This is a genomic window from Streptomyces sp. NPDC047000, from assembly GCF_040644295.1.
GTDB lineage: Bacteria > Actinomycetota > Actinomycetes > Streptomycetales > Streptomycetaceae > Streptomyces.
In genome coordinates this window covers 204,852-224,985 of the sequence record NZ_JBEYWE010000005.1, presented here as the reverse complement: position 1 = coordinate 224,985, position 20,134 = coordinate 204,852, and the positions used below count along the sequence as shown (strand labels likewise).

Genomic DNA, 20,134 nt, shown 5'->3' with positions numbered 1-20,134 from the left:
CGCCCGATCCACGCGGTGCCCGTCTTCCCGATCGCCGTCCTCGCCCACGTCCCCGGCCGGCAGGAGACCGGTCACCTGCCGGTGACGGCGGCATCACCGCCGTCACCGTCCTTCACCGGTTGTCCTGCCTGCGTCCCCGCCGCGACACCCGCCGGCCGGTCTCCGTCCCGGAGGAGGACATCCACGTCTGACGGGCACCCTCGGCCGTGGCCCGCGGATCACCGTCCGCGGTCCGCGCGCGTCACCGCCCGCTCACCACAAGGTGTCCATCACAAGGTGTCCACCACGACCCGCCTACCACGGCCCGCGTACCACGGCCGCGGTATGCCGCGGCGGTGCCGTACTCCCCGGGGAGGGGCGGGGGTCGGCCCAGGGGCTGCCGCCGTTGTCGGTGGCGGGCCGTACCGTTGACGCATGGATCTTCGACCGTCCCGGAGGGACCGATGAGGACGCCCGCCCCGGGCGCCCCGCGCGGTTCGCGCGCGCTGCGCGGGCTGCTGCGCGGTCCCCGGCGGATGTTCGCGGCCGTGGCCGCCGTCGCGGTGCTCGCCGGGGCCGGCACCTGGACGGCCGCCGCCTCCGGCACCGCACCCGCGGTGCACCGCACCGACCGGGTCATGGCCGTCGACGGAGTGCGTCTGGACACCTCGTACTTCACCTCCGCCGCCACCGGCCGCCGCCCCGCCGTCCTGCTCGCGCACGGCTTCGGCGGCAGCAAGGCCGACGTGCGGCAGCAGGCCGAGGACCTCGCACGCGACGGATACGCGGTGCTGACCTGGTCGGCCCGCGGCTTCGGCGGATCCACCGGGAAGATCGGCCTCAACGACCCCACGGCCGAGGTCGCCGACGTCTCCCGCCTCATCGACTGGCTCGCCCGGCGCCCCGAGGTCCGGCTCGACAAGCCCGGCGACCCGCGCGTCGGCGTCGCCGGAGCCTCCTACGGCGGCGCGATCGCCCTGCTCGCCGCGGGCCACGACGACCGGGTCGACGCCATCGCCCCGGCGATCACCTACTGGAACCTCGCCGACGCCCTGTTCCCGAACGGCGTCTTCAAGAAGCTGTGGGCCGGGATCTTCGTCAACTCCGGCGGCGGCTGCGACCGCTTCACGGCCGAGCTGTGCCGCATGTACCAGCGGGTCGCCGAGTCCGGCACCCCCGACACCCGGGCCCGCGCCCTGCTGGAGGCGCGCTCCCCGTCCGCCGTCGCGAGCCGCATCAAGGTGCCCGCCCTCCTCGTCCAGGGCCAGACCGACTCCCTCTTCCCGCTCGGTCAGGCCGACGCCGCCGAGAAGGCGATCAAGGCCAACGGCGCCCCCGTCGACGTCGACTGGATCTCCGGCGGACACGACGGCGGCGACCTGGAGAACAGCCGCGTCGAGAGCCGCGTGCGCACCTGGTTCGACCGCTACCTGAAGAACGACCGCGGCACCGACACCGGCCCCGCCTTCCGCGTCACCCGCACCGGAGGCATCGACTCCACCGACGGCGCGGCCCAGCTGAGAGGCGCGAGCTCCGGCACCTACCCGGGCCTGTCCGGCGGCTCCGGCGGACGGCGCACCATCGCCCTCACCGGCACCACCCAGCACATCGACAACCCCGCCGGGGCGTCCCCGCCCGCCGTCTCCGCCCTGCCCGGCCTCGGCGGCACCGGCGGCCTCGCCCAGCTGTCCTCCCTCGGCGTCGGCGTCTCCCTCGACTTCCCCGGCCAGTACGCGAGATTCGACTCGGCCCCGGTCGCGAACGACCTCCAGATCACCGGATCGCCGACGGCCACCGTCCACCTCACCTCCACCAGCGCCGACACCGTCCTGTTCGCCAAGGTCTACGACGTCGGCCCCGGTGGCACCCAGCAGGTGCTGCCCGCCCAGCTCGTCACCCCGCTGCGCGTCCAGGGCACCCGCACCGGCAAGGACGTCACCGTCACCCTCCCGGCGATCGACCACCAGGTCCAGAAGGGCCACCGGCTCCGCCTGGTCCTCGCCTCCACCGACCTCGGCTACGCCTCACCGGCCGCCCCGGCGACGTACACCGTCACCCTCAAGGGTGATCTGACGGTGCCCACCGCCCCCGGCGTCACCACGGCCGCCGCCGCGCTGCCCTCCTGGGTGTGGTGGCTGCCCCTGGCCGGCGCCCTGGCCGCCCTGGTCCTCCTCCTCACCGCCCGCGTACGCACCACCGCGCCCGCCCCCGACCCGGACCTCGCCGAGGTCCCCCTCCAGATCACCGGCCTCAGCAAGCGCTACGCCCGCTCCTCGGACCGGTACGCGGTACGGGACGTGTCGTTCCGTGTCGAGAAGGGCCAGGTCCTCGGACTGCTCGGCCCCAACGGCGCGGGGAAGACCACCACCCTGCGCATGCTGATGGGTCTCATCACCCCCGACGCGGGCGAGATCCGCGTCTTCGGTCACGCCGTCCGCCCCGGCGCGCCCGTGCTGTCCCGGGTCGGCGCCTTCGTCGAGGGCGCGGGCTTCCTGCCCCACCTCTCCGGCCTGGAGAACCTCGAGCTGTACTGGCGGGCCACCGGCCGCCCCGCCGAGGACGCCCAGCTGGCCGAGGCCCTGGAGATCGCGGGCCTCGGCGAGGCGCTCGCCCGCGCGGTGCGCACCTACTCCCAGGGCATGCGCCAGCGCCTCGCCCTCGCCCAGGCCATGCTCGGCCTGCCCGACCTGCTCATCCTCGACGAGCCCACCAACGGCCTCGACCCGCCGCAGATCCGCGAGATGCGCGAGGTGATGATCCGCTACGCGGCGGCCGGCCGTACCGTGATCGTCTCCAGCCATCTGCTCGCCGAGGTCGAGCAGTCCTGCACGCACCTCGTCGTCATGGACCGCGGCCGGCTCGTCCAGGCGGGCCCGGTCGCCGAGATCACCGGCTCCGGGCACACCCTGCTCGTCGGCACCGCCGAACCCGTGGCGGACCCGGTCGTCGAGAAGGTGGCCGCGCTGCCCGGCGTCGCCTCCGCCGTGCGGGCCGACACCGGACTCCTCGTCCGGCTCGACGCCGACGGCAGCGCCGTCCGCCTGGTTGCCGAGCTGGTGCGGCTCGACGTGCCCGTCTCGTCCGTCGGTCCGCACCGCCGTCTCGAGGACGCCTTCCTCACCCTGATCGGAGGTTCCGCGTGAGCGCGCAGCCGGCTTCCGCCCTCGCCGAGCCCGCCGCCGGCTACCGCGCGGGCCGCACCCTGCCCCTGCGGGTCGAGCTGGTCCGGCAGCTCAGGCGCCGCCGCACCCTGGTCATGGGCGGCATCCTCGCCGCGCTGCCCTTCGTGCTGCTCGTCGCCTTCGCCGTCGGCGGTGCGCCCGGCGGCCGGAACACCCAGGTCACCCTGATGGACACGGCCACCGCGTCCGGCGCCAACTTCGCCGCCGTCAACCTCTTCGTGTCGGCGGGCTTCCTGCTCGTCATCCCGGTCGCCCTGTTCTGCGGCGACACCGTCGCCTCCGAGGCCGGCTGGTCCTCGCTGCGCTATCTGCTGGCGGCACCCGTGCCGCGCGCCCGGCTGCTGTGGTCCAAGCTGGTCGTCGGGCTCGGCCTCAGTCTGGCCGCGATGGTGCTGCTGCCCGTCGTCGCCCTCGCCGTCGGCACCGCCGCCTACGGCTGGGCCCCGCTGGAGATACCCACGGGCGGCCAGCTCGGCTCCGGCACGGCGGCGGGACGCCTGCTGGTCGTCGTGGCGTACATCTTCGTGTCCCAGCTGGTCACCGCCGGGCTGGCGTTCTGGCTGTCCACGAAGACGGACGCCGCGCTCGGCGCGGTCGGCGGGGCGGTCGGCCTGACCATCGTCGGCAATGTCCTCGACGCCGTCACCGCCCTCGGTCACTGGCGCGACTTCCTGCCCGCGCACTGGCAGTACGCCTGGGCCGACGCGGTCCAGCCGCACCCCGAGTGGTCCGGCATGATCCAGGGCGTCGCGATCTCCGTCACCTACGCCCTGGTGCTGTTCGCCCTGGCCTTCCGGGGGTTCGCCCGCAAGGACGTGGTGTCGTGACGGACGGCGCCGCGGCCGGGACGGCCGGGGGCGCCGGGAGACACGCGAACGGCGGGCCACCGGAGTACCGGTGACCCGCCGTTCGGCGGAGCGCAGACTCAGCGGTTGCCGACGCCGTTGCCGGACAGGGCCGAGATGTCGTCCAGGATGTGCGAGAGCGGCTCGTCGCCCTTGGCCTGGGTCGAGTTCTCCGCGCACTGCTGGTTCTGCGGGGAGGACAGGACGGGGATGTCCTGCAGGCCGACGTTGGCCAGGATGGCGAGGACGTTCTGGGCGTTGACCTTCGCGGGCAGGCCGACACAGAGCTTGTTCAGCGAGCCCTGGACCAGCGACAGCTGCGGGCTCATGTCACCGAACGTGGCCGAGTTGCCGAACGACGACGAGGCGCCGTTGCCGCTCGCGGACGTGGTGCCGTGGTCGTCGCCGATCGCCAGGGCCTGGGGGGCGACCGCGCCGACGAGACCGGCGGCGGACGCGGCGACAGCCGCCGTTGCCCACAGCTTCTTCATGTTTTCTTTCCCTTCGAAATGCGGACTCCGGGGGGAGCTGCGTGATCATCAACCGGACGGGGCGGCGCGACGTTACGTGCCGACACCCGTTCGGCCGATGCCCGGGGACGCGGTCCCCGGGCGGGGAGACGAGAAACCCGTGCGACGGGTCCGTCTCAGCGGTTGCCCGTGCCGTTGCCGGAGAGGGCCGAGATGTCGTCCAGGATGTGCGAGAGCGGCTCGTCGCCCTTGGCCTGGGTCGAGTTCTCCACGCACTGCTGGTTCTGCGGGGAGGACAGGATCGGGATGTCCTGCAGGCCGACGTTGACGATGCCGATGACGTTCTGCAGGTTGAGCTTCGCGGGCAGGGCGATGCACGGCTTGTTGAACGAGCCCTGGATGAGCGCCATCTGCGGGCTCATGTTGCCGAACGTGGCCGAGTTGCCGAACGACTGCGAGGCACCGTTGCCGCTGGCGGACGTGGTGCCGCTGTCGTTGCCGATGGCCAGGGCCGGCGCGGCGGCCGCGGCGGAGACGCCCACGATGGAGGCGGCGACCGCGGCGGTGGCCAGAACCTTCTTGATCATTTGGTAGTTCCCTTCTGAAGTCACCCCGTCCACCGGAGTGCCCTGCTTCAACTGCCGACCGCGCCTACGGTTGCTGTTATTCACTCGATCGGCCCATTGTGGGAAGAGGCCGAAAGAGGTGTGCGGTACGGAACCGCCTCCGCCGGACCTTTCTGCCGGACCCTTCTGCCGGTCCCGCGGGACCCGTCGGCCGACCCCTCCGGCCGGACCCGTTAATTCCATGACAGCCCGTCATGCGATCGGGTGACGTGGCGCAACCATCCGGCGTCCTGCCGGTTGAAGAGTGTGCGGGACGGTGCGTCGGGCCTTCCCGGACCCGTTACGGCATAGGCGTCAATTCGCCGGGGGCGTTGGAGTGAATCGACCCGCGGCACGCGTTCAGGAGTTTCTTCCGCTGTCTATTCCTCGTTCTGCAGCCTGCCGGTCGTGGTGCGAGCCGTCGAATTCGTGCTCGCGCGGTTTCGGCCGTCCATCACGGACATGACCGCTCAGAAGGGAAAGTTCATGAAGAAGAGCGCAGCCGTAGTCGCCGGCCTGATCCTGGCCCTGGGTGCCGCCACCCCGGCCTTCGCGGACGCGGACGCCACGGGTGTCGCCGTCGGCTCCCCGGGCTTCCTGTCCGGCAACGTCATCCAGATCCCGATCGACATCCCGATCACCGTCTGCGGGAACACCGTCAACGTCATCGGGCTGCTGAACCCGGCGATCGGGAACACCTGCGTCGTCGACAACGACGGACACTGACCAGCCCAGCGCTGCGTCACAGCCGGCCTCGGACTCGTCCGATCGTTCCGAGGCCGGCTTTCCCACTTCTTCAAGCAGGAAGACAACGAGATTGCGACAGACCCTCAGCAAGGGAATGGTCGCGGCCGCTGCCGCGACCAGCATTCTGTCCCTGTACGGCAGCCCCGCTCTGGCCGACACGCACGCCGACGGTGTCGCCAAGGGTTCACCGGGCGTCCTGTCCGGCAACACCGTCCAGGCGCCGGTCGACGTGCCGGTCAACATCTGCGGCAACTCCGTGGACGTGGCCGCCGCGCTGAACCCCTCGTTCGGCAACGCGTGCGTCAACGACTCGGCCCCGCGCGAGGAGCCGTCGTCGCACGCGGCGCCGCACGAGCACGGCTCGTCCTACGGCGACGACGACCACACCCCGAAGCCGTCGCACACGCCCGCCTCGTACGGTGACGACGAGCCGAAGCCGAAGCCGTCACACACCTCGCCGTCCTACGGCGACGACGACCACACGCCCAAGCCGTCGCACAAGCCGCCGTCCTACGGTGACGACGAGCCGAAGCCCTCGCACACCCCGCCGTCGTACGGGGAGCACACGCCGAAGCCGTCGTACACGCCGCCGTCCTACGGCGACGACGAGCCGACGCCGAGGCCGTCGCACACGCCGCCGTCGTACGGGGACCACACGCCGAGGCCGTCGCACACGCCGCCGTCGTACGGGGACCACACGCCGAGGCCGTCGCACACCCCGCCGTCCTACGGTGACCACACGCCGAGGCCGTCCCACACCCCGCCGCCGTACGGGGACCACACCCCGCCCCCCGGCCCCACCTTCCCGCCGCCGGGCGAGGAGTACACCCCGCCGCCCACCCACCACGGCGAGCACCCCGGCCACCCGCCCGTCCTGGCCCACACCGGCAGTGAGGCCATGATGGCCGCGTCGGCCGCGAGCGCCCTGCTGATCGCGGGCGGCGCGATCCTGTACCGGCGAGGCCGCGCGGCCTCCCGTCGGTAACCGCGCCGGGTCCCGGCCGCTCAGGTCCGGCACCCGCAGCACCCCGGCTCCTCTCCGTGCCCCGGTCGACGATGCACCGTCGCCCGGGGCCGAGCCGTTCTCCGGCCCGCCGGTGCGGCGGCCGCGGGCACCCGATTGCCTCAACCGCACTCGCGGGGCCGGTACGGGTGTGACTGAGTGGTCATATGACTGGGTGTCGGAGCAGGAGCACGACGTCAGAGGCAGCCACCGACGCGACCACCGGCAAGGAGACCGACGCCGCCACAGATCCGGCCACGCGCAGGGAAGCGCCACCCCGGCGTGCCCGGTACCGGCGGCCCGCGGGGGCCTCGGTCACCGCCGCCCTCGCCGCGACGGCGGCCTTCGTGGCCCTGGCGGCCGGACCCGGATCCGCCGCCCCGACCTCCGCCGGTGCCGGCCCCTTCGGCGCCTTTCTCGGTTCCGGTGCGCTCGGTGCGGAGCGGACGGCGGGATTCAGCGCCTGGCTCGGCGGCGCCGACCTGCGCGTCGGCCACACCTACCTTCCCGGCGGCCGCTGGTCGGACATCGAGGGCACCCCGGCCGTCGTGGACGTCTGGGCGCACTGGCGCGCCGGGAAGGCCGACCGGATGCTCGTCCTCAACGTGCCCATGCTGGAGGGCAGCGAGGACGGCCTCCCCGACGACGAGGTCCGGTCGCTGCTGCGCCGGGGGGCCGCCGGGGAGTTCGACGCGCACTTCCGGCGGCTGGCCCGGCGACTGGTGGACACCGGCGCGCCGGACACGGTCGTCGTCCTCGGCTGGGAGATGAACGGCACCACCTACACCCACCGCTGCGGCCCGGACCCGGAGGCGTGGAAGGCGTACTGGAACCGGATCGTCGCCGCGATGCGGGCCGTGCCGGGGCAGCGTCTCCGGTTCGACTTCGCGCCGAACCGCGGCCGGGACGCCGTACCGTGGCCGGAGTGCTATCCCGGGGACGCCACGGTCGACGTCATCGGCATGGACGCCTACGACCAGCCGGCCGGGATGTCCTTCGACCAGCAGGTGGCGGAGCCCTACGGCCTCCAGGCGCAGGCGGACTTCGCCGCGTCCCACGGCAAGCCCCTCTCCTACCCGGAGTGGGGACTCTTCCGCAACGGCGACAACCCGGGGTACATGCGCGGCATGCTCACCTGGATGACGGACCACCAGCCTCTCTACAACACGCTCACCGACTACTGCCCGCACGGCGTGTGGGAGTGCTCCGGCAATCCACGGGCCTCCGCGGTCTACCGCGCCCAGATCGCCGCGACCGGTGGCGGAGCCGGTACGGGAGCCGGTCCGGGCGTCACTCCGGCCCCGTCCCCGAGCCCGGCCGCGCCCCGCTGAACCTCGTCCACCGGACCGGGCACCGGCCGGGCCGGAAACCCCTGCCGCCGCCCGGACGGTGGCCGCCCGGCGGCCCGCCTCACATCCCGCCCCGCCTCACGTCCCGCTCCCGTCCCCGTCCTCGCGCTCCCGCCACCCGCGCAGCGCCTCCTTGCCGCGCTGCCGCGCGGTGGCGTCGCACACCACCGCCGACAGCAGCGGCGCGGTCCGCCGCCGGGCCAGCAGCAGCCGCCTGCTGACGACCGGTTCGGGCCGCCAGTGGTGCTTGTACGGCTCGTCGCCGCGCAGCAGACTGAGCGTGCCCGGGACCGGATCGGGACCGGGCCCGAGACCGCTTCCCACCTGCTCGGCGAACGCGTCGAGCAGCATCACCGCCACGTCCGCCCCGCGTTCCCGCAGCCCCGGATGCGCGCCGTACAGATAGCCGCCCGCCAGCCGCCGGGACAGGAGCGTCAGATCGACGGCGACGACCTCTGGGCCGAGCCGGAACTCGGTGACCACCGCGTGCCCCGAACGCACCATCGACCCGGCCGCCCGCACCAGATGCTCACGGAACCGGTCACGCAGATGCTCGGGCGTCACCTTCCGCCCCTGCCACTGGAGCCGGTGCAGGTCCAGCAGCCGGTGCACCGCCCCGTCCACCTCCTCCGGTGGTACGACGCGCCGCCGCACCCCGAGCGCGGTCAGCTTGCGCAGCTTGGCCCGCACCCGCTGGGCCTTGGCGGGCGGTAACCGGGCCACCAGCTCCGTCATGGGCACGGCGGGCAGTTCCAGGCACAGCGAGTCGGGCAGCCTGCGGCGCGGTCCGTGCCAGCGGTCGTAGACGCGTTCCGCCGCGCCACCGGGCCGTACCTCGCGGAAGTCGATCAGCGCGGTGCGGGCCACGGCCGCGAGACCGGCGGTGAGGGCGTTCGCGGCACGCTCGGCGTGGAAGTCGTCGAGGAGCACGTCGCCGTAGTCGGTGATCGCCCCGCCGAGCGGCACCAGGGCGGGGACCGGGTGCCGTACCCGCATCAGCGGTGCCACGGCGACGAGTTCACCGCCGTGCCGTACGACCACCAGCCGCAGCCGGCCGTGACGGCCGTACGACAGCCACCACGAGTGCAGCCAGGCGTGGCTCTGGAACGGCGTCGCCGTCCCGCACCGCTCGTGCAACCGTGCCCAGGCCGGCCCGAGCCCGGCGAAGGCGTCGTCGCCGGTGACGAGTTCGGTGACGAACGCACCGGCTGTGTCCGCCGCTCCCGCCGCTCCCGCCACTCCCGCCGTTTCCGGTGCTTCCGGTGCGTCGGCCGCGCCGGTGGTGGGCAGCGCGGGGGCGGGATACGGCGCGGTCACAGCTGCCCGTGCGCGTCGGCGGCGCCGGCCGGACCGGGCAGGCCGGGTACGGTCGTGGTCCTGCCCTCGGCGACCCGGCTCTCGGCGACCTGGCCGCCGGTGCCGCCGGTGCCGCCGTCAGCGGGTGCGCGACGGGGCCGGACGAGCAGGGCGAGGGCGCCCAGCAGACCGCCCGCGCTCGCACCGACCAGGCCGGTCAGCCCCGGGGAGGCGGAGGTGGGGGCGGTGGGGGTGAGCGCGCGGGAGAACGCGAGCAGTTCGACGTGCGTACCGGCCTTGGCGGCGTCCGCCCGCCGGGTGAGGGCGCCGGCGACGGCGTTCGCCATGCCGGCGGCGCTGCGGGGACTGGCGGACTCGGCCGAGACGGCGACCATCGGCGCGTCCGGCGACGTCGACGTCCGTACGCTGCGCCGGAGCGTGTCCACCGGCACCCCGGCCTGCGCCTGGGCGTCGCCGAGCACCGCGAGCTCCGTGGCGACGCGGCCGTAGGCGGTGGCGAAGCCGAGCGCGGACGCCGGGTCCGACCGGTCGGTGGGGACGGCGATGACGTAGCTGGTCGCCGTGTACGTCGGCGGCTCCAGCACTCCGTACGCCCCGCCGAGCAGCCCGCCCGCGAGAGCACCCGCCGCGAGCAGCGTCCACGGGGGGAGCACACGGGGACGGGCGGACGGGGCGGCGCCCGGACGGTGCGGGCGGGTGGGGTTCTCGGCCATGACGGGTCGGCTTCCTTCGCTGACGGGACGGGGGACACGGGAGTGCGGGAGCACGGGGGTGGCGGTCATGACCGCCGCGTACACGTCCATGAGCCGGGCGGCGCTGCGGGTGACGCAGTAGTGGCGGGCGGCGTCCGGGGCGATGCGGGGGAGAGGGCCCGCCGCGCGGAGTCCGGCGAGGGCGCGGGCGAAGTCGGCGGGGCCGCCCCGGATCCGCCGGGCGGCGGGAGCCGCGTGGGACGGGAGGTCCTCGACGGCGGGGCAGGAGGCGTAGAGCACCGGCAGCCCGGCCGCGAGCGCCTCCACGACGGCGAGTCCGAACGCCTCCTCGGGGGACGGCGAGACCAGCACGTCCATCGCGGAGGTGAGGGAGGCCAGGTCGAGACCGTCCTCGCAGGCGCCGCCCGGACCGCCGGGGCGTTCGCCGGCGAAGTGGACACGGTCGGCCACTCCCGCCTCCCGCGCGGTGCGCCGGAGCGCGCCCTCCTCGGGACCGCCGCCCACCAGCAGCAGCCGGTGGTCGGCGGGCAGCAGGGCGAGCGCGCGGACGGCGGTGCCGAAGCGTTTGGCGGGAGTGAGCCGTCCGATGCCGCCGACGACGTACGCGTCCTCGGGCAGCCCGAGCCGCTGCCGGGCGCGGCGGCGCCGGCCGGGGTCGTAGCGGAAGCGGGCCAGGTCGACGCCGTTGGGCACGACCTCGATGCGCCGGTCCGGCACGCCCCAGTGGCGCAGCCGGGCGGCGACCGTGGGGGAGACGGCGACGGTGGTACGGCCGAGCCGCTCGGTGGCCAGGTACAGCGCGCGGACCCCGGCGCCGAGCCGGCGGCCCTCGATCTGGGAGTCGCCGAGGGAGTGCTCGGTCGCCACCACCGCCCGCACCCCGGCGAGGCGGGCGGCGACGCGGCCGTAGACGCAGGCCCGGTAGAGGTGGGTGTGGACGAGGTCGTAGCGGCCCGCGCGGATCAGCCGGACCAGCCGGGGCAGGGCGGCCAGGTCGCGGTTCCCGGTCATGCCGAGGTGGTGCACGCGCACGCCGTCGGCGATCAGCCCGTCGGCGACCGGGCCCGGGTCGGTGAGGGTCACGACCTCGCTGTCGACGGGGAGATGCCGCAGCAGGAGCCGCAACTGCTGCTCGGCGCCGCCGACTTTGAGGCCGGTGATGACGTGCAGGACGCGCGGGACGCGCACGGGCACCGGCGCGTCGTTCTTCAGGATCGTCACAGGTCCTCTCCCAGGTCCCTCACCGGGCGGCGGCGCAGGCGGTGCAGCCGGAGCTTGAGATACAGGCGTACGGCGGTGTCGTGCTGGCCGATGTGCAGCCGGGGGAGTGCGTACGGGCCGGTGAGCGGGCCGGGGTCGATGGCGCAGGCGTAGCCGTACCCGGCCGCGCGGACGGCGCCGACGGCGCGGGCGTCGACGGTGCCGTACGGATAGCAGAAGCCGTCCACCGGAGCGCCGGTCAGCTCGGTGAGCAGCGCTCTGCTCGCGGCGGTCTCGGCGCGCAGGGCCGTCTCACCGGCCCGCGTCAGATCGGCGTGGGTCAGCCCGTGCGAGCCGATCTCCACCCCCTGCGCCACCGCGGCCCGGACACCGTCGGCGGTGAGCAGCGGCTTGCGCGGCCCCAGCGGATCCCAGCAGTTGTCGCCGCCGAGCCGGCCGGCCAGCACGAAGAGCGTGGCGTTGCAGCCCCAGCGGCGCAGTACCGGCAGGGCGCCGGTCACGAAGTCGGCATACCCGTCGTCGAAGGTCAGCCCGACCAGGCCCCGGCCCGCGCCCAGGGCCCGGGCGGCCAGCAGCTCGGTGAGGGAGACTCCGCGCAGCCCCCGTCCGCGCAGCCACCGCAGCTGTGCCTCCAGACGCCGGGGCGTGACGGTGATGCGGTAGGGATCGTCGGCGCAGTCGCTCACGGAGTGGTACATCGCGATCCACGGCACCGTGCCGCCGGCGCGTGCGGTGCGGCGGGCGGGAGCGGTGGCCGGTGGCGGGGCGTCAGGGGTGTCGACGGAGGAGAGCATGCGTGCCCCTTCGGGTGACGGTGCGGACGGTACGGAGTGCCTGGGCCACGCCCGGTGCGTTCAGCACCCGGCCGGCCAGGACGAAAACGCCGGTCACGGTGACCGTCCCGGCGGCCAGCCCCGGCAACGGGGCACCGGGACCCGCGCTGCCCGCCGCCCAGGCCCCGGCCGCCGCCGCGACCGCCGCGGCCCCCGCCGGCCGGCTCACCTCCCCCAGCACCCGCCAGGCCCGGACCGGCACCCCACGGGGCATACGGTGCCGACCGCGTCCGCGTCCTGACCCCCGCCCGGGCCTGCCGGAACGACCCGGGAGGCCCGGGACGCGCGGGCCGCGCGGGCCGCCCGGGGCATGGAGTCCCGTGAGCAGCAGGGCCGCGGTGACGGTGATGCCGGTGGCGTTCGCGGCGGCGATCCCGGTGGCGCCCCAGGGGCCCACGGCGAGCGACCCGGCCCACGCGGTCACGACCACACCGGCCGTCATCGCGCCGAGGGGGTACCAGGTCGCGCGGCCCGTCGAGAAGTACGAGCGGACCAGTACGCCCACCAGCGTCTGACCGAGCAGCCCGACCGCGTACACCCGCATCACGGCAGCCGTCGCCGCGGTGTCGTGAGCGGTGAACGCGCCCCGCTGGAAGAGGAGTCCGATGATCTGCGGGGCGCAGGCGACGACCGCCGCCGTACCGAGCAGGGCCAGACAGGCGACGAGTCCCAGATCGCGTTCCACACGGTCCCGGGCCCGCTCCGTGTCGCCGTCGGCCAGGGCCCGCGTGATCACCGGGAAGGTGACCGTGCACAGCATCAGGGCCAGCGTCATGGGCAACTGGGCTACCTTCTGGGCATAGTTGAGATGCGAGATGGCACCGGAGGGCAGACCGGAGGCGAGGAACCGCTCCACGAGGACCTGGGACTGACGGCACAGGGCGAACAGGAGGACCGCGCCGACGAGCCGGAGACCGAGGGAGCAAGGAACCTGGGCGCCCCCGCGTCCGGGTGGGGCGCCGACCTCTTGACCCGTCGTCGGCTGTGTCCGTAACTGCCTCAGCAGTGAGGGCAATTGCACCGCCACCATCAGCAGTCCGCCCACCGCGACCCCGGCCGCCGCCGAACGCACCCCCCACCGCCCGCCGAGCACCAGCATCCCCGCGACGATGCCGGTGTTGTAGGCGACGTAGATCGCCGCGGGCGCCACGAAGCGGCGGTGCGCCCGCAGCGCCGCGCTGGAGTACCCGGCCAGCCCGAAGCTCAGCACGCAGGTCGCGGTGAGCCGGGTGCAGTCCACCGCGAGACCCGGGTCCGGGAGCCCGGGAGCCAGTGCCCGTACCAGCACCGGTGCGGCGGCGATCAGCAGGACGGCCACCCCGACGAAGGCGAGCGTCAGCCGGGGGAGCGTGCCGGTGACAAGGGTCCGCACCGGATCACCGGCCGCCGTACCCCGTACACCCGGCACACCCGCCGTACCTGCCGCACCCGGTCCTTCCCGGGCGTCCCGCGCCCGCCGGGCCAGCGCCGCGCTGAACGCGGGGATCAGCACGAACGCCAGGCCGTCCTCGATGAGCAGGGTCGCCGCGAACTCCGGCACGGTCCACGCGACCAGGAAGGCGTCCGTCGCGCTCCCGGCTCCGAACAGCCCGGCCAGGGACTGGTCCCGCACCAGTCCCAGGACCGCCCCGGCCAGCGACAGGGCCGCGGTGACGAGGGCGGCCCTGGCCAGGAAGGCACGCGACGGGGCGGTCGCCCCGGCCACGGGTTCGATCCGGGGAGCGGCAGCGGCATGGGTATCGGCAGCGGCCTCGGCCTCCGCACCCGGGCTCCGGGAGGGTGTCACCGTCATCGGGCCGGGACCTCACCCGCGGACGCGCTCCCGCTCCCGGTGCCCTCACTCCCTACCAGCGCCCACCACGCCGCGAGCCCGAGGCACACGGCGGTGAGGACGGTCGACGGCCCGCCGATGTCGGCGTACACGAAGTCCGTCGACTGCCAGATCAGCAGCCCGCAGGAGACCAGCGCGCAGTCCGTACCGGCACCGGACACCCCCGCCGCGCCGGACGCGCCGGCCGCCCGCGCCCGGTGCAGCCCGCGCAGCGCGCACACCAGCAGCGCCAGCCAGCTGCCCGCCAGCGCCAGCAGTCCGATCAGTCCCTGCTCACCGAGCACCAGCAGATACATGTTGTGCGGGGACAGCAGCGGCTGTCTGCGGAACGCGGCGCCCGCCCCCTCCGTGTCGCTGCCGGACGACAGGGCCAGCGGGGCGTACCCGTCCCGGTACTCCGGAAAGTCCTTCAGGCCCACGCCGGTCAGCGGGTGTTCGCGCCACATCCCGGCCGCCGCCGCCCACAGGGAGTACCGGTCCACGACGGACTGGTCGGGTGCGTCCGCGACCTGCCCGATGCTGCCCAGCCGTTCCTGCAGCCGCTCGGTGCCGACCCCGGCCCCGCCCACCAGCACCACCCCGGCCGCCACCACCACCGCGACCACCTTCACCGCCCGCCGCAGCCCCGCCAGCGCCAGTTGCGCCAGGCATCCCACGGCGGTGGCGATCCAGGCGCCCCGGCTGAAGGACAGGGCGAGGGGGACGAGCAGTACGACCGCGCAGCCGGTGGCGACCGTCCGTTCCGCGCGCCCCGCACCCCCCAGTGCCAGCCCCACCGCGCACAGCAGCCCGAAGCTGACCGCGGTGGCCATGCCCATCACGTCCTGCGGGCCGAAGGTGCCCACCGCGCGGATGTACTGCCCCTGGTAGGAGGCGCCGGTGCCGGTGGCGTACTGGTCGATGCCGACGGCGCCCTGCCACAGCGCGAGCGCCACCAGCGCCCTGGCCAGCATCCGGAAGTCGGCCCGGTGACGGATCAGCAGCACCACGGCGGCCGGGACGAGGACGAAGACCTGGAGATACCGTCCGAGCCCGGCGAGCGCGGTGCCCGGCGACGAGGCGTGCAGCGCGGCGAGCGCGAGACCGGCCACCGGCAGCCCCAGGACCACCGCGGCCGTACGCGACAGGGGACGCCGCCGTGTCCGCAGCAGCCGGACCGCGCAGTACAGCACCGCCAGCGCGGACACCGCGTCGGCCGGTCCGGCCCCGCTCCCGCCGCCGGGGCCGTGGCCCAGGGGCAGGGCGAGCACGGCGACGACGCCGAGGACCGGCAGCAGGGGAGCGGACCCGGTGGCGCGGCGCAGCAGTTCCGGTCCCCGGCCCGTGACCAGCACATGACTCATCGCTCAGCTCCCCGCCGACCGCACCAGCGCCGCGGCCGTGCGCAGGAGGATGCAGATGTCCTGCCACAGCGACCAGTTGTCGATGTATGCGTTGTCGAACCGCGCCCGGTCCTCGATCGACGTGTCGCCGCGCAGCCCGTGGATCTGGGCGAGCCCGGTGATACCGGTGGGCATCCGGTGACGGTCCGCGTAGCCGGGGTGAGCCTGGCTGAACCGGGCGACGAAGTAGGGGCGTTCGGGGCGCGGGCCGACGAGGCTCATCTCGCCGCGGAAGACGTTCCAGAGCTGGAGCAGCTCGTCCAGCGAGGTCCGGCGCAGGAAGCGGCAGAAGGGGCTCATCCGGTACTCGCCCGCGACGCTCCAGCGGGTGGCCGACTCGTGCGCGTCGGCCGGGCGGTGGGTACGGAACTTCAGCAGCGTGAAGGGGCGCCCGTCCTTGCCGACCCGTTCCTGCCGGAACACGACCCCGGGGCCGTCCGTGCACCGCAGCACCGTCGCGCAGACCAGCAGCACCGGGCCGAGCAGCAGCAACAGCGTCCCCGACACCACCACGTCGAGCACCCGCTTGCCGACCCCGCCCGCACCACCCGTACCGCGGGCCCCGCCCGGTCGCCGCGCCCCGGCGGCCGGTGCCAGCAGACGGCAGGGGAAGCCGGCGAACTGGTCACGGGTACCGCGGACCGCGGGGGTCATCCCGCGCGACGACGGGCCGCCGCCCGCCGTACCGTCCGCGTCGAGTTCCCACACCGTGCAGCCCGACTCGGCCAACGCCCTCAGCAGCGCACCGCGTTCGGTGCGCACGGCCGGGCCGACGGTCAGCACGGTGTCCACCCCGTTCTGGATCAGCGCGCGCTGGACCTCGGTGCCGGTCGTCAGCACGGGCAGCCCACCGGCCCCCGTGCCGCCGCCCGGCCGCTCGGCCACGACACCCACCGGCCGTACGCCGTAACGGGGTTGGCGCAGCACGGCCGCCGCCACCCGCTGTGCGGCCGCCGCCGGTCCGATCACCAGGGCCGTGCCGGGGCGGCGCAGCAGTACGGCACGCCGGACCCCGTGCACCACCGCGCGTCCCGCTCCGGCCGTCGCGGTGTGCAGCGCCCACCCGAGCAGCAAGGTCCGTGCCGGGAGGGCGAGTTGCGGGTCGTATGCGGCGAGGAGGGCCGCGAGCGCCAGCCACAGCACGGCGGTGCGCCCGCACAGCGCGGGCAGGTCGTCGAGTACGCCGGGCAGCGCCCGCGCCGGCCGGGGGCGCGTCGGCAGCGTCCCGGCGACCAGTAAGACGGCCGACAGCGACGCGGCGGGCAGCGGCCCGGACCGGACTCCCGTCAGCACCAGTGCGCCCGCCAGGGCGGCCACCGTGTCGGCGGCCAGCAGCGGCGCCGACGGCACGCTCCGGACCGGGCGCCGCAGCGCCGGGAACCAGAGCTCCCGGGCGCGCGGCCCGACCGCGGACGGTACGGGCACAACCGGTGGTACGGCGGGTGGGAGTCCGAGGTCCCGTGGCTGCCCGGCGGGCGAGGGGAGGGTGCTTTCCGCAGTCACGAGTGGGTGGACTCCCTGTGGTCGGTGGGCTCGCGGTGTGCGAGGTCCCCGGTGAGGTGGTGCGTGCGGTGGTGCGTGCGGTGGTGCTCGCGGGGGTGCGTGCGGTCATGCGTGCGGTGGCGCTCGTGGAGCAGTTCGCCGTACAGCTCCGTGACCGCCGCCGTGGTGTGCCGTACGTCGTGCCCGGCCAGGACGTGCCGGCGGCCCTCCGCTCCGAACGCGGCCCGCAGGGGCGGGTCGAGGAGCAGTCCGGTGACGGTGCGGGCCAGCGCGCCGGGATCCCCGGCCGGTACCAGGCACCGGGCGGCGAGCGCGGACGGCAGGCTCTCGCGGGCGCCGTCGACGTCGGTGATCACCACGGGCCGCTCGCAGGCCATCGCCTCCAGCGGGGCGAGCGCCATGCCCTCCCAGCGGGACGGCAGGACGACGAGATCGGCCGCCTGGTACCAGGGCGCGGTGTCGGTGACGGCCCCGGTGAACAGCACGGACCCGGCCCCCGGCGCCGACCGGCGCAGTGCGTCGAGGTCCGGGCCGTCGCCGACCAGCACGAGCCGCGCCGCGGGCACCCGCCGTACGATCGTGTCCCAGGCCCGCAGCAGGACGTCCTGCCCCTTCTGCTGGCACAGCCGTCCCACGCAGACCACCAGGGGGCCGCGCGGACCGCCGCCGGGGAGGAGCGCGGCGCGTACGGTGCCGGGGTCCGCGGGACGGAAACGCCCGGGGTCGACGCCGTTGGGCACGACCAGCCACCGCCCGCCGATCCCGGCCCGTTCGCCCCTCGCCCGTTCCGCGCCGCTGACGCACACCGTCCGCGCCGTCCAGCGCGCTCCACGGCGTTCCCAGCCGCGGGCGAGCGCGGCGGTGAGGCCGCCGACCGCCTCGAACGACCAGGCGTGCGGCTGGAACACGGTGGGGATCCGCCCGCGCACGGCGAGCCGTCCGGCGAGACCGGCCTTGGCGCTGTGTGCGTGCACCAGGTCGGGCCGCACCTCGTCCACCACCCGGGCGAGCCGGCGTGTCTCGCGCGGCAGCGCCGGGCCCGGCGCGCGCGCCGCCGGCCAGGGCCGTACCTGTGCGCCCAGGGAGCGCAGCCGCGCGGCCAGCTCCCCCTCGGGACAGGCGACGGTGACGGACAGCCCGCCCGCGAGCTGGGCCCGCGCCAGATCGGTCACGACACGGGCGACCCCGCCGTCCACCGGCTGGGTGATGTGAAGAATCCTCGGCCGGGGGACGGTCGCTGACGACGGGTGCATGCGCGGTTTCCTCGCTACGGGGGCGCTCGGGAGCGCGGCGGGCCGGGACACGCCGCACCACCGACTCGGTCGGTGACGGCGGCGCGCCGGTTCACGCCGTGTCCGGCCTGGCAAACGAGCCGGAAGGCCCCCTGGTCACACCGCGTGGTGCATGTACGAGCGGTTCGAACAGAGGCGGGGGCGTGACGGAGGGGCGTCCGTGACCACCGCAGTGCGCCCCCACGGGACGCCCCGCCGGGGCGCGCACGGCACGAAGGGGGCGCGCACGACACCCGCGCAGCTCACTCCGGTATGAAAATCCGCTGTCCCGCATCACCCGTTCGGCGGCAAAACCCCCCGTGGGGGCCGCGCGTTGACATGACGCCGGGCACCTCCGTCCGGATGTTTGAGTCAACACCAAGGAGCATTTCTCCATGTCGCGTATCGCGAAGGGCCTGGTCCTGACCACCGCGGCCGCTGCGGCCGTCGCCGGTGCCGCGGGCATCGCCGCCGCCGACGCCGGTGCCCAGGCGGTCGCCGCCCACTCGCCGGGTGTGCTGTCGGGCAACGTCCTGCAGGTTCCCATCCACCTGCCGGTCAACGTCTGCGGCAACACGATCGACGTCATCGGGCTGCTGAACCCCGCGTTCGGCAACACCTGCGTCAACAGCTGACGTCGCGTCATCTCCAGTCGGCCGGCCGTACTCCCGTGTTGCCCACGGGAGGACGGCTGGCCGTCGTTCTCGGACGACGTCCGTCCACCGCCGTCGCATTCCGGTTCGGGTCGGACCGTCCAAGGCCCTGTCAGTTCGGAAGGAACACGATGAAGCCCCTGAAGCCCCTCAAGGCCGCCGCCGTCGTCGCCGGATCCCTGGCCCTCGCGGGCACCGCCGCGCCCGCGTTCGCCCAGAGCGCCGGCGACCTCACCCCCACCAGCCTCACCGGAGGGGTGAACAGGCTCACCAAGGGCCCCGTCGACCTCAACGACGTGTCGCCCCTGCGGCACCAGTCCAACATGCTCGACACCGAGAGCAAGGACTCCGTGCTCAGCACGGTCAAGGACGCGACCACCACGCTGAACCAGCACAAGTCGCTGCTGGGCGGCCTGCCGCTGCAGAGCTGACGGCTGCCGCACGACGGGTGCGACGGGTGCGACGGGTGCGAGGACAGGCGGGGTACGGGTCTGACCGGTACGCTTGCCGGGGCGTATCACTCGTCCGGGTGGATGCCCGCCGGACTGTAAGCCGTACGGGTGAGAGAGCCCCCGGCCGCCGCCCGCCCCGTGGATAAGGTCGCGCGGTGACCTCAACCTCAAGCGAAACGCGCCCCTTCCACCCGGCCGACCTGGGCACGCTCGTCATGATGGCCTGGAGCTGCGAGGCACCCGACGGCAGTGACATGCCGTACCTCCTCGCCTACTCCCTCGGCGACGCGGCAGGCGGCCCCGAGGTGACGTCCGCCGCGGTGGAGCAGTTCCTCACGCGCAACGGACTGCCCGTGGGCGGTGACCTCGTCGACGGCGTGGCCCGGCCCAGCCTGCCGGTCGGCCTGCTGGTCGAGGCGGGCCGGGCCGTGGTGACCATGCCCACGCTCACCGCCCAGTGCGACGCGCCCCCGGAGTGGTGCGCGGCGGCGGCCCGGCGGGGCTACGCCTACCTGGTGTTCACCACCCGCCCCTGGCCGGAGGGCGTCCCCGGCCGCCCGGTCGACCCCGAGGCGCTGGCCGCCTTCGCCGGAGCGGACGAGACCCTCACCGCCGCCGCCCACGTCGTCCTGACGGCCCGCAGCCTGCGCGCCTGACGGACCGCCGGACGGCGGCCCTCAGACCGTCCGAAGATCACCGGAACGGCCGCCGGACGGTAACCGGAGGACGCTCACGACGGTTACGGGTACGGACACCGAACGGTTCCGACCCACGACCC

General features: G+C 74.7%; 16 protein-coding genes and 1 pseudogene. 8 read left to right on the top strand and 9 right to left on the bottom strand.

Annotated elements, in window-relative coordinates; translation table 11 throughout:
* The first annotated feature begins 515 nt into the window (after positions 1-515).
* Both ABZ862_RS11585 and ABZ862_RS11580 read left to right on the top strand, forming a co-directional pair.
* The gene (locus ABZ862_RS11585) at positions 516-3,122 is read left to right on the top strand and encodes a CocE/NonD family hydrolase (protein WP_360956101.1); all 2,607 of its coding nucleotides are present in this window, start codon (positions 516-518) and stop codon (positions 3,120-3,122) included.
* Positions 3,119-3,988, top strand: coding sequence for an ABC transporter permease (locus tag ABZ862_RS11580; RefSeq protein ID WP_360955884.1), 870 nt, complete (start codon positions 3,119-3,121; stop codon positions 3,986-3,988). The genes ABZ862_RS11585 and ABZ862_RS11580 overlap by 4 nt, the downstream gene beginning before the upstream one ends.
* Positions 3,989-4,086: 98 nt before the next feature.
* Here the strand turns inward: ABZ862_RS11580 and ABZ862_RS11575 are convergent, their stop codons facing one another.
* A complete protein-coding gene (locus ABZ862_RS11575) occupies positions 4,087-4,497 on the bottom strand; it encodes a rodlin (RefSeq protein ID WP_360955882.1) in 411 nt (136 codons plus the stop codon).
* Positions 4,498-4,652: 155 nt separating this feature from the next.
* A complete protein-coding gene (locus tag ABZ862_RS11570; protein WP_360955880.1) occupies positions 4,653-5,063 on the bottom strand; it encodes a rodlin in 411 nt (136 codons plus the stop codon).
* A 480-nt stretch (positions 5,064-5,543) separates the two neighbouring features.
* Here ABZ862_RS11570 and ABZ862_RS11565 point away from each other — a divergent pair, with 480 nt between their 5' ends.
* From ABZ862_RS11565 to ABZ862_RS11555, 3 genes are all read left to right on the top strand, one after another.
* A complete protein-coding gene (locus ABZ862_RS11565; RefSeq protein ID WP_360955878.1) occupies positions 5,544-5,807 on the top strand; it encodes a chaplin in 264 nt (87 codons plus the stop codon).
* Between the two features lie 91 nt (positions 5,808-5,898).
* A complete protein-coding gene (locus tag ABZ862_RS11560) occupies positions 5,899-6,813 on the top strand; it encodes a chaplin family protein (RefSeq protein WP_360955876.1) in 915 nt (304 codons plus the stop codon).
* A 185-nt stretch (positions 6,814-6,998) separates the two neighbouring features.
* The gene (locus tag ABZ862_RS11555; RefSeq protein ID WP_360955874.1) at positions 6,999-8,162 is read left to right on the top strand and encodes a glycosyl hydrolase; all 1,164 of its coding nucleotides are present in this window, start codon (positions 6,999-7,001) and stop codon (positions 8,160-8,162) included.
* A 96-nt stretch (positions 8,163-8,258) separates the two neighbouring features.
* Here the strand turns inward: ABZ862_RS11555 and ABZ862_RS11550 are convergent, their stop codons facing one another.
* From ABZ862_RS11550 to ABZ862_RS11520, 7 genes and pseudogenes are all read right to left on the bottom strand, one after another.
* Positions 8,259-9,419, bottom strand: a complete 1,161-nt coding sequence (locus ABZ862_RS11550; RefSeq protein ID WP_360956099.1) for a GNAT family N-acetyltransferase — start codon at positions 9,417-9,419, stop codon at positions 8,259-8,261.
* An 851-nt stretch (positions 9,420-10,270) separates the two neighbouring features.
* A pseudogene (locus ABZ862_RS11545) lies at positions 10,271-11,398 on the bottom strand (glycosyltransferase); the annotation flags it as partial.
* A 29-nt stretch (positions 11,399-11,427) separates the two neighbouring features.
* Complete coding sequence (locus ABZ862_RS11540) at positions 11,428-12,129, bottom strand: polysaccharide deacetylase family protein (RefSeq protein ID WP_360956097.1); 702 nt, start codon at positions 12,127-12,129, stop codon at positions 11,428-11,430.
* A gap of 70 nt (positions 12,130-12,199) precedes the next feature.
* Positions 12,200-14,056 (bottom strand): lipid II flippase MurJ, encoded by a 1,857-nt coding sequence (locus ABZ862_RS11535; protein WP_360955872.1) that lies wholly within the window; start codon positions 14,054-14,056, stop codon positions 12,200-12,202.
* A complete protein-coding gene (locus ABZ862_RS11530; RefSeq protein ID WP_360955870.1) occupies positions 14,053-15,438 on the bottom strand; it encodes an O-antigen ligase family protein in 1,386 nt (461 codons plus the stop codon). Before ABZ862_RS11530 ends, ABZ862_RS11535 begins: the two co-directional genes overlap by 4 nt.
* Positions 15,439-15,441: 3 nt before the next feature.
* Positions 15,442-16,980, bottom strand: a complete 1,539-nt coding sequence (locus ABZ862_RS11525; protein ID WP_360955868.1) for a sugar transferase — start codon at positions 16,978-16,980, stop codon at positions 15,442-15,444.
* Positions 16,977-18,233, bottom strand: coding sequence for a glycosyltransferase (locus ABZ862_RS11520; RefSeq protein WP_360955866.1), 1,257 nt, complete (start codon positions 18,231-18,233; stop codon positions 16,977-16,979). Before ABZ862_RS11520 ends, ABZ862_RS11525 begins: the two co-directional genes overlap by 4 nt.
* A gap of 413 nt (positions 18,234-18,646) precedes the next feature.
* On the opposite strand from ABZ862_RS11520, the gene ABZ862_RS11515 reads away from it, so the two are divergent.
* The 3 genes from ABZ862_RS11515 to ABZ862_RS11505 all read left to right on the top strand — a co-directional run bounded on the left by ABZ862_RS11515 (position 18,647) and on the right by ABZ862_RS11505 (position 20,012).
* Positions 18,647-18,886, top strand: coding sequence for a chaplin (locus ABZ862_RS11515; protein ID WP_360955864.1), 240 nt, complete (start codon positions 18,647-18,649; stop codon positions 18,884-18,886).
* Positions 18,887-19,044: 158 nt separating this feature from the next.
* On the top strand, positions 19,045-19,335 hold the full coding sequence (locus ABZ862_RS11510) for a hypothetical protein (RefSeq protein ID WP_360956095.1): 291 nt from the start codon (positions 19,045-19,047) through the stop codon (positions 19,333-19,335).
* Between the two features lie 176 nt (positions 19,336-19,511).
* A complete protein-coding gene (locus ABZ862_RS11505; RefSeq protein ID WP_360955862.1) occupies positions 19,512-20,012 on the top strand; it encodes a DUF5949 family protein in 501 nt (166 codons plus the stop codon).
* Positions 20,013-20,134: the final 122 nt, after the last annotated feature.

Excerpts from the sequence above, each read along its gene's own strand:
- ABZ862_RS11585 (WP_360956101.1), top strand. The coding sequence starts at position 516 with ATGTTCGCGGCCGTGGCCGCCGTCGCGGTGCTCGCCGGGGCCGGCACC.
- ABZ862_RS11575 (WP_360955882.1), bottom strand. The coding sequence starts at position 4,497 with ATGAAGAAGCTGTGGGCAACGGCGGCTGTCGCCGCGTCCGCCGCCGGT.
- ABZ862_RS11570 (WP_360955880.1), bottom strand. The coding sequence starts at position 5,063 with ATGATCAAGAAGGTTCTGGCCACCGCCGCGGTCGCCGCCTCCATCGTG.
- ABZ862_RS11565 (WP_360955878.1), top strand. The coding sequence starts at position 5,544 with ATGACCGCTCAGAAGGGAAAGTTCATGAAGAAGAGCGCAGCCGTAGTC.
- ABZ862_RS11555 (WP_360955874.1), top strand. The coding sequence starts at position 6,999 with ATGACTGGGTGTCGGAGCAGGAGCACGACGTCAGAGGCAGCCACCGAC.
- ABZ862_RS11540 (WP_360956097.1), bottom strand. The coding sequence starts at position 12,129 with ATGTACCACTCCGTGAGCGACTGCGCCGACGATCCCTACCGCATCACC.
- ABZ862_RS11535 (WP_360955872.1), bottom strand. The coding sequence starts at position 14,056 with ATGACGGTGACACCCTCCCGGAGCCCGGGTGCGGAGGCCGAGGCCGCT.
- ABZ862_RS11530 (WP_360955870.1), bottom strand. The coding sequence starts at position 15,438 with ATGAGTCATGTGCTGGTCACGGGCCGGGGACCGGAACTGCTGCGCCGC.
- ABZ862_RS11520 (WP_360955866.1), bottom strand. The coding sequence starts at position 18,233 with ATGCACCCGTCGTCAGCGACCGTCCCCCGGCCGAGGATTCTTCACATC.
- ABZ862_RS11515 (WP_360955864.1), top strand. The coding sequence starts at position 18,647 with ATGTCGCGTATCGCGAAGGGCCTGGTCCTGACCACCGCGGCCGCTGCG.